16 protein-coding genes are annotated in these 16,711 nt (G+C 37.3%); 3 read left to right on the forward strand and 13 right to left on the reverse strand.

All coding sequences use genetic code 11. The annotated features are described in order from the left end of the window. Positions 1 to 14: 14 nt before the first annotated feature. From J576_RS09695 to pobA, 5 genes are all read right to left on the reverse strand, one after another. Positions 15 to 1,724, reverse strand: a complete 1,710-nt coding sequence (locus J576_RS09695) for a putative 2-aminoethylphosphonate ABC transporter permease subunit (protein WP_002048271.1) — start codon at positions 1,722 to 1,724, stop codon at positions 15 to 17. Beyond that, positions 1,718 to 2,920, reverse strand: coding sequence for an ABC transporter ATP-binding protein (locus J576_RS09700; RefSeq protein ID WP_002048304.1), 1,203 nt, complete (start codon positions 2,918 to 2,920; stop codon positions 1,718 to 1,720). Before J576_RS09700 ends, J576_RS09695 begins: the two co-directional genes overlap by 7 nt. A gap of 22 nt (positions 2,921 to 2,942) precedes the next feature. Then, positions 2,943 to 3,980, reverse strand: a complete 1,038-nt coding sequence (locus J576_RS09705) for a putative 2-aminoethylphosphonate ABC transporter substrate-binding protein (RefSeq protein ID WP_002048315.1) — start codon at positions 3,978 to 3,980, stop codon at positions 2,943 to 2,945. A 91-nt stretch (positions 3,981 to 4,071) separates the two neighbouring features. Then, entirely contained in the window at positions 4,072 to 4,794 is a 723-nt protein-coding gene (locus J576_RS09710; RefSeq protein WP_002048349.1) for a UTRA domain-containing protein, read from the reverse strand. A 175-nt stretch (positions 4,795 to 4,969) separates the two neighbouring features. Continuing rightward, a complete protein-coding gene (gene pobA, locus J576_RS09715) occupies positions 4,970 to 6,184 on the reverse strand; it encodes a 4-hydroxybenzoate 3-monooxygenase (protein WP_002048343.1) in 1,215 nt (404 codons plus the stop codon). A gap of 141 nt (positions 6,185 to 6,325) precedes the next feature. Here pobA and pobR point away from each other — a divergent pair, with 141 nt between their 5' ends. Next, on the forward strand, positions 6,326 to 7,141 hold the full coding sequence (gene pobR / locus J576_RS09720; RefSeq protein ID WP_002048356.1) for an IclR family transcriptional regulator PobR: 816 nt from the start codon (positions 6,326 to 6,328) through the stop codon (positions 7,139 to 7,141). 56 nt (positions 7,142 to 7,197) lie between these two features. On the opposite strand, the gene J576_RS09725 is transcribed toward pobR, so the two are convergent. Continuing rightward, positions 7,198 to 7,794 carry an NAD(P)H-dependent oxidoreductase gene (locus J576_RS09725; RefSeq protein ID WP_002048377.1) on the reverse strand — a complete coding sequence of 199 codons (597 nt, stop codon included), beginning with the start codon at positions 7,792 to 7,794 and terminating at the stop codon, positions 7,198 to 7,200. Positions 7,795 to 7,892: 98 nt separating this feature from the next. Between J576_RS09725 and J576_RS09730 the strand changes: the two genes are divergently transcribed. Further along, positions 7,893 to 8,804: a LysR family transcriptional regulator gene (locus J576_RS09730; protein ID WP_002048386.1), complete on the forward strand. Its 912-nt coding sequence runs from the start codon at positions 7,893 to 7,895 to the stop codon at positions 8,802 to 8,804. Positions 8,805 to 8,952: 148 nt separating this feature from the next. Here the strand turns inward: J576_RS09730 and J576_RS09735 are convergent, their stop codons facing one another. Continuing rightward, positions 8,953 to 9,525 carry a cytochrome b gene (locus tag J576_RS09735; protein WP_002048371.1) on the reverse strand — a complete coding sequence of 191 codons (573 nt, stop codon included), beginning with the start codon at positions 9,523 to 9,525 and terminating at the stop codon, positions 8,953 to 8,955. Positions 9,526 to 9,537: 12 nt separating this feature from the next. Beyond that, positions 9,538 to 10,602 (reverse strand): catalase family peroxidase, encoded by a 1,065-nt coding sequence (locus tag J576_RS09740; RefSeq protein WP_002048368.1) that lies wholly within the window; start codon positions 10,600 to 10,602, stop codon positions 9,538 to 9,540. Between the two features lie 238 nt (positions 10,603 to 10,840). On the opposite strand from J576_RS09740, the gene J576_RS09745 reads away from it, so the two are divergent. Further along, on the forward strand, positions 10,841 to 11,245 hold the full coding sequence (locus tag J576_RS09745; protein WP_016804486.1) for a winged helix-turn-helix transcriptional regulator: 405 nt from the start codon (positions 10,841 to 10,843) through the stop codon (positions 11,243 to 11,245). Here the strand turns inward: J576_RS09745 and J576_RS09750 are convergent. The 5 genes from J576_RS09750 to J576_RS09775 form a co-directional block, all read right to left on the reverse strand. Further along, positions 11,229 to 11,792 carry a TetR/AcrR family transcriptional regulator gene (locus J576_RS09750; RefSeq protein WP_025467657.1) on the reverse strand — a complete coding sequence of 188 codons (564 nt, stop codon included), beginning with the start codon at positions 11,790 to 11,792 and terminating at the stop codon, positions 11,229 to 11,231. The two genes, J576_RS09745 and J576_RS09750, sit on opposite strands and share 17 nt — an antisense overlap. A gap of 786 nt (positions 11,793 to 12,578) precedes the next feature. After that, positions 12,579 to 14,426 (reverse strand): DUF3732 domain-containing protein, encoded by a 1,848-nt coding sequence (locus J576_RS09760; protein WP_002048295.1) that lies wholly within the window; start codon positions 14,424 to 14,426, stop codon positions 12,579 to 12,581. Continuing rightward, positions 14,423 to 14,893, reverse strand: coding sequence for a three component ABC system middle component (locus J576_RS09765; protein WP_002048330.1), 471 nt, complete (start codon positions 14,891 to 14,893; stop codon positions 14,423 to 14,425). The genes J576_RS09760 and J576_RS09765 overlap by 4 nt, the downstream gene beginning before the upstream one ends. After that, positions 14,893 to 16,101 carry an ABC-three component system protein gene (locus J576_RS09770; protein WP_025467655.1) on the reverse strand — a complete coding sequence of 403 codons (1,209 nt, stop codon included), beginning with the start codon at positions 16,099 to 16,101 and terminating at the stop codon, positions 14,893 to 14,895. The genes J576_RS09765 and J576_RS09770 overlap by 1 nt, the downstream gene beginning before the upstream one ends. 166 nt (positions 16,102 to 16,267) lie before the next feature. Next, positions 16,268 to 16,651, reverse strand: a complete 384-nt coding sequence (locus tag J576_RS09775) for a PaaI family thioesterase (RefSeq protein WP_001171041.1) — start codon at positions 16,649 to 16,651, stop codon at positions 16,268 to 16,270. Positions 16,652 to 16,711: the final 60 nt, after the last annotated feature.

Genomic DNA, 16,711 nt, shown 5'->3' on the forward strand with positions numbered 1-16,711 from the left:
TGTTTAGCTAAAACTTAGTGAAAACTTTCACGCCATTGCTGACTTCTTGCCATAATTTTTCTGGTAAATAACCAGTGAATGAGTTTTACAACACATGAGGTGGTTAAAATCAAAATGCTCATCGCAACAGCAGAAACCGTGTCTCCCGCATCATCCATATTTAAAACAGCTACAGCAGCTAAACTGGTGTCTGGTGAATAAAGGAAAATCGCAGCTGACACAGTGGTCATGGCATTCACAAAAATATAGACCGATACATCACATAGCGCTGGAAAACACATAGGCAAATACACTTTCCAAAAGGTTTTCCACTTCGATGTTCCTAGAGTTTCCGCAGCCTGATCGAGCTGTAGCGGAATCTGTTTAATGGCATTGGTTAAAGTGAGGTGTGGCACAGTGTAATAATGCACGATGGTTGAAATCACCAAAATGGTCATGGTTCCATACAGCACATTTAACGGGTTGCTTTGCTGGTTAAAAAACAAAATGTAGGCAATACCTAGAACTAATCCCGGCACAGCAAGAGGTAATAAAACCAAAGCTTGCACATAGTTCTTAATGAGTGGATGTGCTTTAAAACGTTCGGTTAATAACGCCACCATAAAAATGAGTGCTGTTCCAAAAACCGTACTAAAGAGTGCCATGCGAACCGAGTTAAAATACGCAGCCCAACCACCACCATCGACATATTCAAAACTGTAATGTGCCAAGGTCAAAGACAAATCATAAGGCCAAGACTGAATAAATGACGCCAGCACAGCCGTAAAGATAATCAGTAAAATTGCACCTGAAACCAAACCACAAAATAGGCTCAGAACGACTTCAAGTTTTTTATTCGGTGCTGAAACATAAGGTTTAGCCTGAAAGGCTTGAAACCGTGCATGGCGTTTGCTTTGTATTCGATCGAAAATAAAGACAAACACTGCTGGTAGCAATAACAAGATGGAAATTACCGCACCCATACTCATGTTTTGCTGACCAATAATCTGTTTATAGACATCAAGCGCCATCATGTTAAATGAACCACCAATGACTTTCGGAATTCCGAAATCGGTTAATACATAAATAAAAGCCACTAGACTTGCGCTAATGAGTCCATAGCGAATTGCAGGTAGTGTGACGTGGTAATGGGTCTTCCAGATATTTTTACCTAGCGACAAAGATGCTTCAATTAAACGCTGATCGACACTGCGAAAAGACGCTATCATCAACATCAACATTGCTGGAAATAGCCAAAAGCAGTAACTGATTAAAATACCGATTGGGCCATAAATTTGTATATCGCCCAGTAAAGGCTTTAATACGCCTTGCTTACCAAACAAATAAACCAATGCTAAAGAAGGCAAAAGTGATGGTGCTAAAATGGGTAAAAAAGCCACCAGTTTAAAGAAGCTTTTACCCTTTATATTCACATTGGTGAGTGCAAAAGCATAAATACTGGCAAGAAATACTGTAATGACAGTAGCAGCACAAGCAACCCACACTGAGTTAAATACAGAGCTGAGTAAAGCTGGACTGCCAAAATAATGATAAAAATTTTCAAGCCCAACAAAACTTTGATTTTCATTAAAAAATGCAGTTTCAAACAGCATGATTAATGGAGCAATAATCGCTAAAGTCAAAGCAATTGCGACGCTAGCCAAAGCAATATTTGATCTTAATGAAAATTCAGTTTTTCGACGCGGCTGTGTTTTTAAAACCGCTGATGCAGCTTCATTTAACATAGTGCGTACCCTTGTTCGTCAAAGACATGAATGAGCTGATTAGGCACTTTTATAAACATGAGTTCTTGCAAAGATTTGAACTTGGTATTTTCAATTTCAATTTGCAAAAGGTGTTTTGCTTGCTCAATTCCATCGATATGAATAGTGCAAAACAAACGACGTTTCGCACCTAAAAATTCAGTGCTTAATACTTTAACTGGCAAATACAACGACTCTTTATCAGTGCCGAAATCATCAACCAACTCGACGGCTTCGGGTCTAAAACCAATGTTGTAGCTTTGCCCTGCTTTAAGTTTTTGCTGTTCCAAATTTAGAGGAATAAAACCTAAAACCTCGAGCTGATTAACAACCGAACAAGTGGCTGCCAAAAAGTTCATGGTGCCAATAAACTTTGCAACGAATTGGGTTTGTGGCTTGTAGTAAATATTGTGCGGCGTATCAATTTGCTCAATAACGCCATGATTCATCACTACCACACGGTCAGAAATGCTTAAGGCTTCTTCTTGATCGTGCGTGACCATAATGGTTGGCAAGTTAAGCTGTGATTGAATCGAACGGATCTTCTGTCTTAGGTTTAGACGTACCTGAGCATCGAGAGCAGACAATGGTTCATCTAATAGTAAAATATCAGGCTTCGGTGCAATTGCCCGAGCAAGCGCAACACGTTGCTGCTGCCCGCCCGACAATTGATTTGGGTATTTTTTTGCAATATCTGGTAATTCAATCAGCTCTAATAACTGCTGAACTCGTTGATTACGCTGTGCTTTATCCCACTTTTTTTTATCTAAGCCGAAAGCAATATTTTCTTCAACGTTTAAGTTTGGAAATAACGCATAGTTCTGAAACACAATGCCACAGTGGCGCTTTTCAGCACTGAGCAACGTAATGTCTACGCCCTTTTTTATGACTTTTCCATAATCAGGTTTTTCTAGACCCGCAATAATGCGTAGCAATGTGGTTTTACCGCACCCTGAAGGCCCCAAAAAGCTCACGAACTCGCCAGCTTTCAGGTCTAAATTAATATGCGTTAGCGCCTGAAAGTGTTGGAACTTTTTTTGTATATCCACCACTTCTAAAACCGAAGGGCCATGTTCAGGATATTTATAGGTCGTTAAGGTCGACAATAAATGCCCTGCTAACTCGGCCTTTTGGTTTTGACCTAGCAGCGATGATTGCAATGATGAAGGTATTTGCATAATGAGGCCTTTATCTAAAAGATCACTTTTCAAAACGCTTTGACCATTCAGCCAAAATACGTTCACGCTGCTCGGCCGCCCAATAAAAATCATTTTTCACAAGCATCTGAGGAAGATTTTTCGGGAAGTCCATGGTGGTATTTTCAATGCCTTTATAGGCCACCATTGAAAAGTTATGGGCATAGGCTTCGTTTGCCGCTTTGCTTACCGACCAATTTATAAATTTTTGTGCACTACTTAATTTCTTGGTTCCTTTCACAATTGCTGAGGCTTCCATTTCCCAGCCTAAACCTTCAGTTGGATAAACCACTTCTAAAGGTGCACCTTCTGCTTTTAACTTAAATGCCGGATAACCAAAAGAAACACCAATTGGAATTTCACCTTGTGCTGCCATCTTGCAAGGTTTTGAACCCGAATGAGGATATTGTGAAATGTTTTTATCTAAAGCCTGCATATAGTCCCATGCCTGCTTTTCACCCCAAATTTGCATCCAAGCTGTGACATCCAAATAGCCTGTTCCACTTGAGGCTGGGTTTGGCATCACAATCAGGTTTTTATAAATGGGGTTGCTTAAATCTTTCCAAGTTTTTGGAATCGGTAGCTTACGTTTTTCTAATTCGACTTTATTGACACAAATTGCAGATTCCCATGCATCCATACCTGTCCAAGTCGATACAGGTTTTTGGCTTACAAATTCCGGTTTTAAATTTTGGATGCCTTCAGGTTTAAAAGGCTCAAGCATGTCCTTTTTTTCCATGACCAGCAAACTGGTTAAAGCCACACCAAAAACCACATCCGCTTGTGGATTTTTCTGCTCTGCCAAAAGTTTAGCGGTAATCACACCTGTTGAATCACGTACCCATTTTACTTTGAGTTCAGGATAGGCTTTATGCAATTCTTCTTGGTATTGCTTCAGCTGGTCGGCTTCCACTGCCGTATAGACTGTAATTTCTTCTGATTGTTTTGATGTTGCTGATGAACATCCCATCTGAATAGCGACCACCACACCTAAAACTGATGCAGTACCGAGTTTAATTGTCTGTTGAACATACTGTTTCATCTGCAAACCATCGAATGCAATTATTTGATGATCGTATTTCAACAGCTTTATATGACAGTTTAATTAATCTGGTTTAAACCAGATTGTATTTTTATGCTCGCGCTTCGAAATGTAAATCTAAAACATCATGTAGCCAATATTCTTGGTCAACATCAGTAATCACGCCTTCTTCATTTCTGTTGCTACGGCAAATATATAAACCAAGTGCCCCAACATTCACATGCAGTGCTTTAGCCTGTTGTTCAGATAAAGCAGTTGGATACAGGTTAATGTCAGCTCGGGTGATATGGCAGTCATATTGATTTGCCATGAGTAAAGTAATGGATTGCTTGAGATCATGAGTTAAAAACTCAGGGAAAAGTTCGGCATTCACCCGTAAATGCTCAACCAAAACAGGGCGACCATTAATACAACGACGTCGCCAAACTGAATAAATCGGATGCCCTTTTTCAACTTTTAAATGCTTGGCATCCCAAGAAGTAGCCTGAGTCAGTTCACTCGAAATTACTTCTGTAGATGGTTCATAGCCTTGTTCAATCACAAACTGGTTAAAGTTTTTTGTCGATTGCGGATGATAAATAATACGAGGAGAACGAACATACCAACCACGGCGATCTAATCGATAAATCAAACCATCGGTTTCCAAAGCCAGTAAAGCTTCACGTGCAGCCACACGAGTGGTTTGAAACTGTTCAGAAAGCACTCTTTCTGATGGGAGTTTTGCGTGGGCTTCTAATACGCCAGATTCAATATCATGGGCAATTGCATCGCGAATAGGAATATATTTAGGTATGCGTGCTTGGTCCTGTTCCATACAAACTTAGAATTTATAAATAAAGAAATTAATAGCAATATACTGAAAAAATGTGACAAAAGCTTTTATTAATGCTGATCTTTTAAGCAAAACAATCTCTTAAGCTATTACGTCCTACTTAAATTTTTATATAAAAAAAGAGCATTTTCATGCCCTTTTTATTTTTACTTAGCCTTTAGCTTGCATGCTTAAAACGATCTATTTGCTTAATTTCATAAGGCAACCCGACATAGTTTTCAGCCAAAGTAGTTTTACCCGCAATCGAGCCCAGTACATAACTTAACTCGGCTTGTTTAATCTTATGATCAAACTCACTTTCAGTTTCAAAACGATGTAATAAGTGAGTCATCCACCAAGAAAAACGCTCTGCTTTCCATACGCGTTGTAGGCATTTTTCAGAGTATTCATTTATCCCTTGTTCGGAACCTTCGGCATAATATTCAATGAGTGCATTGGATAAATAAGCAATATCAGATGCAGCGAGATTTAAACCTTTTGCTCCAGTCGGTGGAACAATATGTGCAGCATCACCTGCTAAAAATAGTTTTCCGAAACGCATTGGCTCGGTCACAAAGCTACGTAACGGCGCAATACTTTTTTCAATAGAAGGTCCTGTCACTAACTTTTCACGGCTTTCGGGATCTAGGCGGTTTTTTAACTCATCCCAAAACTTTTCATCCGACCAGTCCTCGATGTGATCTGTTAAAGGGACTTGTAAATAATAACGGCTACGTGTTTCTGAGCGCATACTACATAAAGCAAATCCACGTTCAGACTGTACGTAAATGAGTTCATCGGCTACAGGTGGAACATCGGCCAACACCCCTAACCAGCCAAACGGATAAACTTTTTCAAAGGTCTTAATTTTATCTTCAGGCACGCTGGCACGGCAGACACCATGGTAGCCATCACACCCTGCTATAAAGTCACACTGAATTTGAAAAGCTTTACCTTGGTACTCAAACTCAACTTTTGGTGCCGTGTAGAAATCTTTTACCTGTACATTTTGAGCTTCATAAAATGAAGTGAGCTGTGCTGCTTCACGCGCAGACATTAAATCTTTGGTGACTTCGGTCTGGCCATATACAGTCACTTGTTTACCACCTGTAAGTGCTGCCAAATCAACCCGATGCAATTCACCATTGGTTAAGATTTCAATACCCGAATGCGGTAATCCTTTTTCTTTTAAGTTTTGATCAACGCCTGCTTGTTTCAGTAAGTCGACCGAAACTTGTTCTAAAATTCCTGCACGAATCCGTGAAGCCACATATTCAGCACTACGTTGCTCAACAATAATATGATCGATGCCAGCTTTATAGAGAAGTTGCCCAAGCAATAACCCTGCTGGCCCAGAACCAATAATTGCAACCTGTGTCTTTAAAATATCCATAACTTCATCCTTGTTTCATCCTGACTTTTAAATTACTGGCTTTAAGTTTTGTTCACTATGTATCCAAGACGAAAATAACCGTTTATCATTTAGATTGTCCGAATAGCGGACAGAAACAATCAAAATAACAGGAATGAAAGGATGCCTTCTCTCGATGCTTTTCTAGAGCACCCGAACTCGCATGAGAAAATACGTCAAGATGACTACATTGCAGGGTTAGCAAAAGGCTTGGCTTTACTGGAAGCTTTTGGAACAGATCGGCAACGACTCAATGTCACTCAAGTGGCTGAGCGAACCGGTATTAGCCGTACAGCGGCAAGGCGTTACCTAAAAACTTTAAAATACTTAGGCTATTTAGAAACCGATGAACATTACTTTTGGCTCACTCATCGCGTGCTGCGCTTTTCGAGTTCTTATCTAAGCTCTGCCCACCTGCCTAAAGTTGCTCAATCATTTTTAAATCTATTATGTGCACAGACATCTCTTACTTTTTCAATTGTGGTGTTAGACGATAACGAAGTGGTGCCGATTGCCCGTAGTTATTTACCACAGCAAGATAATTTACGTGTCAGCCCTTATGGCATGCATTTAGGAAACCGTCTCCCTGCCCATGCCACTTCCACAGGTAAAGTATTGCTGGCAGCACTATCCGAAGAAGCTCAACATGCATGGGTAAAAACTTACGGTTTAAAACGCTTAACGCCATTTACCATAGTAGATGAATCAAAGTTTTTTGAAGTGCTTAAGGGTATTTCGTTATCGGATTATTGTCTTTCCAAAGAAGAACATGAGCTTGGTGTGATTGCGATTGCAGTGCCCGTATTTAACGCCCAAGGTCAAGCGATAGCAGCGCTTAACTGCATGTCTCAAACTAACCGTGTACAAGAAGATTATTTGGTTCAGCAAATTTTGCCATTGCTGCGCAACACAGCAAATGAACTGAGAAATGTGATTTAAATAGACTTAGAAACTCTTGTGATCAATTAGATGTACAAGAGTTTCAACCCATAATTTTAAATAGTGAATTCTTTCACTTGCTGGCTTGCCAGATCTAATGCATTGCTGCAATAAGCTTTCATGTCTAAGCCTTCTGCATAAATAAAATCGACGTCATGAATGCCCATTAGCCCTAACACTGCTTTGAGATAAGGCGTGACTGCCTCAGTTTCTTGGCCAACATGAATGCCGCCCCGACTACTTACCACCACCGCTTTTACCCCTTCAACCAAACCTTGAGGATAAGTTTCGGTATAGCGGAATGTTTGTCTTGCTCGTGCCACTAAATCAAACCAGTTTTTGAGTTGAGTTGGCACATTTAAGTTGTACATCGGTGCGCCTATCACCAATAAATCAGCACTTTTTAACTCAGCAATTAATTCATCAGATAAAGCAACGATTTGCTGAATGTCTTGATTGTTATTTTCCGCACCACGCAGCGCCTGAAAAATTTCCAGATTTAATACAGGCAGATTCATTTCAGCTAAATTGCGTATGGTGATGTCATCTTGCCAACCTTGATCTTTACGGTGTTCAAGCATTACATCAATTAAGCGATTGGTTTGTGAACCCTCACCCATAATGCTGGATTTTAGTACCAATATTTTAGCCATGACCATCTCCACGTTTTTGATGAAGCCATATTAACTCCATCATAAATTCAACAGTGGTGATATTATTTCTTATCATTGGTTCCTTTTAGGCAACAATCATGCAACATGAACTAAGTGCAATTTCTATATTTGTGACTGTGGTTGAAGCTGGAAGTTTTGTAAAAGCTGCCGAGCAATTGCATTTAACTCGCTCAGCCATAAGTAAAAATATTGCTCGGCTTGAAGATCAGCTTGGTGTGGCTTTATTTAAAAGAACAACACGTTCACTCAGCATGACTGATGAAGGTGCTTTGTTTTATGAACATAGCCGCCGAGCGTTAAGTGAAATACAAAATGCAGCGGCTTTATTAGACCAAGGGAAAATTAACGCAACTGGTCGATTAAGAATGTCTGTGCCAGTGCTGTTCGGGCAACTCTTTGCTGCCCCGCTCATGGTTAAATTTGCTCAGCAACATGCGCACTTACAGTTAGAAATTTCATTTAATGATCGAACTGTAGACTTGGTTGAAGAAGGTTTTGATTTGTGTATAAGAATCGGGGCACTGCCTGATACCACTCAGCTCGTTGCCAAACCGATTGGTCAGCATCGAATGCTACTTTGTGCCTCACCTGATTATTTAAATAAAGCAGGTCCCCTACAACATATTGAGGACTTAGAGCATCACGCCACGATTGCCGATCCACATTTTGGTCAAATGCAAAAATGGCGACTTCAAAAGGAAAATGAGGCGCCTTTATTTATTAAGCCCAAAGCAAAACTCCTTTTAAATGACTTACAAGCCATTAAAAATGCAGCCCTTGCTGGAGCTGGTATCGCATGGCTACCCGATTGGCTCATTCAAAATGAATTACAGGATGGTAAGCTCGTGCAAGTGTTAGAAACCATGTCGAGCATTGCTTTTCCGATTCATTTGGTATGGCCTGCGCTGCCGTTTATGCCACTGAAAACCCGTCTTGCAATTGATTATTTGGCGCAGCATTTACCGTCTGAACTGAACAAACAAGCTTAAAATAAACAAAGCCTTTTTCAACCATGCTTACTTTGTGAATGTCATAATGTATATAGATCAAACTTAATCTTTTTTAGAAAAAAAGCCACATACAAAGATGTGGCTCAATAGAATTTACTCATCGTTCAGTCGAAAGCTTTCAAGCAAACTAGTCAGCATCCTCTTTTTTAGAAGAAGGCCCCAAAGCCATACTCGAAAATACGCCATCGCGATAAATCCATGCATGTAATAACGCAGCAGATAAATGACCAATAACGACAGCAAATAATAGCCAAGCCAAAATTCCATGTAATGTACGGAACCAAGCGTAAAGTGTCGAGTTGGTTGGTGCTATAGATGGAAGGTCCCAACCCGGAAATAAAGTGACAGGCCAATTACCTGCCGATAGTGTTGCCCATCCGAGCAATGGCAAACTAAACATCAAAATATATAGTAGCCAATGTGATGCATGGGCAAGAAATGCCTGCCAGCGCGGTACAGTCGGCGGCAATGGTGGAATTGGATAACAGACTCGATTTATTAATCTTATGATGACCAATAGTAAGATTGCGATTCCTAAAGGACGGTGAATATCAATTAACCACGGACGCCAAGTAATTGAGGTGGTCATTCCTACCCCAATAAATAGCATGGCCAAAATTGCTGCCGCCATAAGCCAATGCAGTATTTGAGCAGTCAAATTAAAATGACGTGGAGCATTATCGTTAGATTTGTTTTGCATTGTTCAGCTCTCCTATTTGCCCACGGCATCCGTTGCTTTGCCAAATCCAATTTCACGTAATCGAGCATTGTAAGACTGGGAATAGATTGCCGCTCGTGCTGCGAGTACTGGATCATCTGATAACTCAATTCCGGGTGGCACCAAAGTTGGGTCAAAGTTAATATCACGACATGCGCCATTTACCTGATCAGTTACATTTTTGACTTCTAATGTTCCGGCTATAACTTCTTTACGTTCTTTTGGCCAAGGCTGAGATGGGTCATTCACCGGGTCTCCTGGTTCGGCAAGTTGCAAAACCAAATCCCAATAGAGCGGCCCTTCAGCCAAACGTTTTTTGATGTCCTTAAATAAAAAATCAGGGCCAGCTTGATCACGTTGTTCTTTGGTCAGACTAATAAATTTTGAATGAGGACGCATAGACCAACGGACTGGCTGTTCTTGTCCATTGGCCGCTCGCAATATAAAGGCATTTACGACATAAAATTCTGCGCCGCTAAAACTACCGGTTAATGGCATCTTGGCCTTTTGCTCAATAGACTTACGCGCTTCGGGATATTCTTTTAAAAACGCCTCCACAAGGGCTGGATCAGGTTTTCCAGTAGATGGAACGGGTTTAAATGCTTTTTGCTGCGCCAAAAAACCTTCGGCATTTCGCGTAGGGAAATAGGGAAAGTTGTTTAATTTCATACGCCACTGTGAATGATCGGCTGGAGAAAGTAATAAAGCCATACTCACTGTTGCGGTAGAATTATCTGGTGCATGCGGGTTACCGCTTCCAATAGAAAATCGGCCAATTGCTGGTATATCAGACTTGGCAAATACAGTGGCTTTAGAGAGTGCTGCTGCCGCACCATTACTATGGTAAGTGCCATCAAAACAAATACCTTTACCATGTGCACGTCGATATCCAGGATCAAAGTTTTTTAATGTGTCACCCAAAAAAGTTTTGGATGTTGTTCGATGTCCAAATAGACCAGCGGTCCAAGCAAATGCCAATACTAAAGCGCCTGCGATTACAGCAATACCCACGAATCGCAGCCAATACTTCTTTAGCGTTTTAAAATTCAAATTATTCATTCTTCATCCTGTGTAAATTATATAGCTGCGTCTATAAAGAAAAGTTTGATCCTATAAAAGGAGTATTACTTACATTGATGGAACCATGTTCAAAATTAGTTGAGTAAATAAAATCCTAAAATTTCTGGATCCAATATAGAGATGAGCCTTAATATAATATTTATTCCTGAGCCATATAAGGTACGTACCTCAAGGTTAGTATTAAGCTTATTCACATTTGAATGGAGATAAATAAAGCATGGGTACGAAAAATGTAAAAGTCCCCACCTTGACCGAAAGAGTCCGAAGAGGCGATCTTTTTACTGGAGAGAATAATTGTCAGTCCCGAGAAGCATTTGCTCATGTTACAAGCCTCTGGGGAGTGATATGCCTGATTGCTTTACGTGACGGCACACATCGTTATAGTGAGTTACGCCGTAAAGCAAACGGGGTTAGCGAAAAAATGCTGACTCAGACCCTCCAGCATTTAGAAAGAGATGGTTTTATACGTAGAACTTCTTATCCAGTCGTCCCTCCCCACGTCGAATATGATTTAACCTTATTAGGTGAAGAAGTCGCTAAACGTGTTGCTGCACTTGCTGACTGGTTAGAGGTTAATTTAAGCGATATTAAAGCAGCCTCTTTAGCTAGTGAGAATGGATAGTGGCGAGAAGAAAACGCTCCAACATCTTTTCCTGCTCGATTGCCCCATCTGAGCTTAAAAGCTGAATGATTGTACCCTCCACCATATATACAAATAGCTTGGCATCATTAAAAGAAGCATCCGCGTTTAGCACTCTAAGCTGACTGTAAATTTCATTTTTTAGCCATGTTCTATAGCGCATTGCGGTCTGATAGGCTTTTGGATAACTATTTTTAATCTCAAAAATAGCTTTAAATAATAAGTAATACGGCCCTTCTATATCGGTATGTAAATAATAAAGCTTTTTGAGTTTATCTATGGCGGCAGTAACTAAGTCATACTCGACCATTGCAACCACTTGGTCTTGGAGTCGTTCTTTTTGTACGATCAGGCAAATTTCAATAAAGCGTTCTTTAGAGTGAAAGTAGTTATAAAACGTCATTTTATTCACTTCGGTTTCTTTCACAATTTTGTCGACGCCCACCATGTGAAACCCACCGTGATGAAACAGATTAATCCCTTTTTTTACTACTTCTAAAGCACGTGTTGAGAGAACTAAATTTGGCATAGTTTTACCGTTATAAATTCTTGTTGTTTGTAAATGAGATACTTTTTTGGGAGAAAAAAAGGCACAGCAAAGCCGTAAAGACTGTGCTTGGCACATCTCAAGTTTGTTTTTGATAAGTTTTAAATAAAAATGACTTTAAGCCTGAAAACCTTAGGGCGTTCAAGCTGCTTTAATTTTTAAGCTGTGTCGTTATAGCTTTTGGCATTGAGAGCCAAGAAATAATGGATGTGCAAAGCCAACTCCTTTTTATTGGGAGTTCTGCCGACATTAAAATTATGGTGGCAGAACGAGAAAGGGTTCGCGGACTGGTTTCGACTCCAGCACACCCGAGGGTGTCCCTCTCCCGTCCTACCGCTACGGGAGGAGACTGGGAGTTTACACATAAGACTATTCCTCAGAAGAAATAATCCTGATGTGGTCGAAAAAATCGGTCCGCGACGACCGGCTGGCAATGTGGCCAGCAGGCAAAGAATAGTGCCCAACCCTGTTACAGTCAAGCACGCAAAATGCCATTTGTTTTAAATTAAATCATCAGAAAAGTAAGGCTAAATAATGAAGGGGTTATTGTTAAGTGGGGGTTATAGAGGGGTAATATTTAATTTGGTGCTAACTTTGCAATATAATTGGGAAATTAGAGATTCGTTAACACTTTATTCGTTTTAAATTTTGGTGCTTCTCTAATCTTTTTTCAATAATACAAATTTATTATTAATAAATCCTATCAAAAAACAACCATATACTTATAATAAATCATTATAGGTATATGGTTATATCAACAACTATATTTTATTCCTTATACCAATTTTCTGGAATTAAAGCATTACCGCCTCTAAAAGGATCCAACAAATGAATATTATTCAAACCTTTAAACATAATAGATGGTACATGTTCAAACATTAATATTTGAAATTCATGCTTATAATTAATATTCACAGTATCAATAAAATTATTTAACAGCTGAAAAGCAATTTTTATTTTCTCTTGATCACTATACTTTACATCTTTTGATGCACCATCATCACCCCAATAAGGTCTACTTGGTTGATCTATTATTAAAAAAGAAGGTACAAATTTAGATCCTTTATTAATTGCCACTTCATGCAAAGATAAAAAATGAATTAAATGTAAAAACATATGATTTGAACTACTACCAATATTTTCAATTAGGGTAGACTTCGGCTTTCTTAGTTGAATCTTCTTATCTTTATAATTAAAGCTTGCATACCAATTTGCATAATTATCTAGTGCACCATTTACCTGTTGCATTAATTCAGTAGCAACCTCATCAATCAAACCAATGGTAGCTACTCTTTCATCTTCAACATTTTTAACATTAATTGAATTATATTCATTTTCAATATCGTTGATTTCAGGCAAATTATTAGATAACTTATTACTTTCTAGCTGCGTATAAATACTAAGTTTGCCTTTTGCCTCACCAATAAATTCCCATTTATTTTGCAACTCCAAAAATGATTGAGGAGCCTCAGGTAGTACTTGGAGCTCATACATTAACTTTTCTTTCTCAACTTTAAGTCGAATTATCTCAGAATTTATCTGACTTTCTACCGGCTGTTTAGCTTGAATTTCTTTTTTAATATTTGAAAGATCTAATTTTAGAGCACTAATTAATTCATCAAAAACTTCAGATTTAACCACTTCATTTGATCTTTTTACTAAAGCTTCAATCGGCTTTAAACTATCTCTAGAGTTTTTTAAAATTTTCTTATAATTTGAATAATCATCATTAAATTGAGAACATTCTTTTAACTGCTTATTGATAATAAATAATCTTGAATTGATTTCTTCACGTCTTTTTGTTGAAAAATCATAATCAGGAATAGTTTTAGTATTCTCTAATAAACTATATAAATCGATCGGCAATATATTAGTATCAACTTGGGGAATAAGGCCATAAGCAACAGCTTTTGAAGCTATATTTCTAACTTCAAAATCGAAAGAATTTTTACCCTCATTTAAAAGTTTTTCTCTTTTTTCCCATTTAAGAATATCTTTAAGTAAAGAATCTTTTTTCTCTTGGGCCAAAATATTATTTAAATCATCAATACCTAAAGCTAAATCAAAAACTCTTGGTAATGCTTCACGGTATCTTGGGATTTCTTGTTTATCAAAAAAATTTTTACTATTTATAATAATATCATCTGAAATCATATTAAAAAGGAAAAAATATCTAAAAGATACTTTACTCCCAGCTCTTAAAGAACTTCCTCCAAAAGGTAATTTTACCCTCTCATCTAATCCAAACTCAGAAGCAATTATTCCTTTTAATACATCTTCTTTTATATTTGTTTTAATAATTTCTGGAATAACACCTAAAGATGAAAAATAATATTCATCTGAAACACCTCTTTCAGATGGACTTTTACGAGCTAGAAAATAATTTTTATTATTAATATAAAACTTAATACCATACCAGCTCACGTTATCATTAATAATATCATGAGGAATATTATGTTCACTAGCTAAAAAACAATAATCAAAAATCTTTAATAAAGTTGATTTGCCAGTTTGACTTCCCCCAGTTATCACATTAATTTTATTTCTCTTAAAATCTAATTTTCGAAGTTCATTTTTTCTTGACCATAGAACAATCGCATCTAATCCAAAATTCATAATTTTACTCTAAAGTTTAAATAAAGTTCTTCTTCAGATTCTTGTAGCAGCTCTGAAATTTTATTAGCTGCTTTTGAGATCTTAATTGCCCTCTCACCGAATTCTTTATCGATATCCAGAATATTTCTTAGCTCAATATTTTCATTGAATTCTAAGTAATTTAAATTTATTAAAATTTGAATAGAGTTCAACGTAAGTGGTAGAGTGCTAAAATAACGTCTATTAAAATTTGTTAATAATCGTGGATATGTTGAAACAAAGGAAGCTGATCCTTTAAAAGTTGTTCGTTTATGAGATAGTAATTGCAATGTCGGTTGATGTATTACTAATGGTAAAATTAATAATGATTTGGAAATAGACAAACTTTTTACTTCGTTCATAACCGTAGCTAAAGCTACCGCCCCTATACCAATATTATTATAACCGTCCCAAAAAATTCGATAATTATTATCTTCGGATGTTTTCACTATTTGTTCCAATCTCTATGCCAACCTATTAAGTTTTCATTGGATAAATGATAAAGCTCACCGTTACTTAGCTCTGTATTAAGTTTATTGTTTGCTATCGTAAACTCTATAATACGAAGATTTCGCAATAATTCTCTAGCATTTTTTACAATATCCATGTCATGACAACTTTCACACCAATGTTCAAACTCATTTTCCCATTTATTCGTCACATCACTATGAAAATCATTAATTTCATCATAAATAATTTCTCCATTTTGCAACCATTCATCTAAAAACCTGATTATTTTTAATCTTTGACTAGTATATTTTATAGCTTTTTCCATGTCATTTACTTTCATAGCTTGTATATTTATTAATTGCTTAATAAAGTTCTGTGAAAAAAGATCATCAGGTAACACTGGTTGAAAAGACTTACTTAACTGTAAAGGTGTTCGAGCTGTGCTAAAAATATTTCTATAACGTTTATAAAAATCATCAAAATTAATTTCTACTTTACCCCCATTTTTAATATTTATAAAATTATCAAATCTTATATTTGAGTCTAATCGCTCATAGACCTCCTGAATCCGACTTTCATCAATCATCTTATCTCTTATTGATTCTTTTATTAATATATCTAAATCATCTTGATCAAGCTCTAAATAAATTTTTTCCAAAAAATTAGCTTGTACTTCTTCATCTAATTCAAGTAAAAAATTTATATACTTTTTAATGTTATCATTATCTGTTTTTTCATATAAAACAACAATATGAGTTCTAAGCTCATGAAAAGTACTTTCTTTCTTCTTATATTTTTCTATAATTTCCAAAAAATAATTTTTTTTACTTTCAGTTTTATTAGTTACTAAATGAAATTCAGTTCTAGATATAAAATCTATCTGTTGACTCTTTTCTGCTCGACCAGCTGCTTTATCTACAATTATATTTGCCCAATTATATAAAGTCTTCCATAAATCAACATCCAATTCCGCTAAGGAAACAGCATTATCAGAAGCATTTTTTCTGACTGTATGTTTAAGTTGAATAAGTATTTGTTGATTATTTTTAAGTGTTGTATGAACATCATCTCTGACTTCAAGGCCCACAGATTGTCCTTTCTTCAGATTAAGTAACTTATATAAAAAATAGTAATACTGATACTGAAAGCCGATCTCTTTATTATCAGCATTTGTTTTATCAGTAAAAGTTTTTATATCATTCTTCATTTAGTAAACCCATTAATATGAATGGAAATTTTTCATAGAAAAATACAGATAATGTCAGCCATTATCTGTATTTATAAAATTTAAGCAACGTCTTTTTTATATCTTATAATACATTTATCAATTTAGTTAAGTTCTACTTTAGATATAACAACCTCATAACCGCCTATCACGGCGCAAGCCTATAACACGTAGAAGTAAATAAAGCGACTCTATTATTCAAACCGTCTGTTATCACCACTTCATAATGGGCAAATTTTTTACTACTTCCAACCTTGGTTGCCGTTGCAAATAACACCCTATCTTTCGCACCGCTCATATAACGAATATCCGCCTGTAGGCCCGTATATGGCGCATCCCCTGCATTACAAGCCATCGCAAAAGCAATATCGGCTAAAGAAAATATGACGCCGCCATGCACACCGCCCAAGGCATTCATGTGTTCATCTTTCACATTAAGCTGACAACGCGCCTCATCAAAACTGCGATGCAGCACTTGTACACCCAATAGCTCTGCGAATTGATCAACTGCGGTAGTTTCCATTTTTTGCACAAACGTCTCCCTACTCGTGCGAGTATTCCTTAAGTGTTATAAACCCATGTGTATTGAAAT

The organism is Acinetobacter sp. 766875 (genome assembly GCF_000582055.1).
Taxonomy (GTDB): domain Bacteria; phylum Pseudomonadota; class Gammaproteobacteria; order Pseudomonadales; family Moraxellaceae; genus Acinetobacter; species Acinetobacter nosocomialis.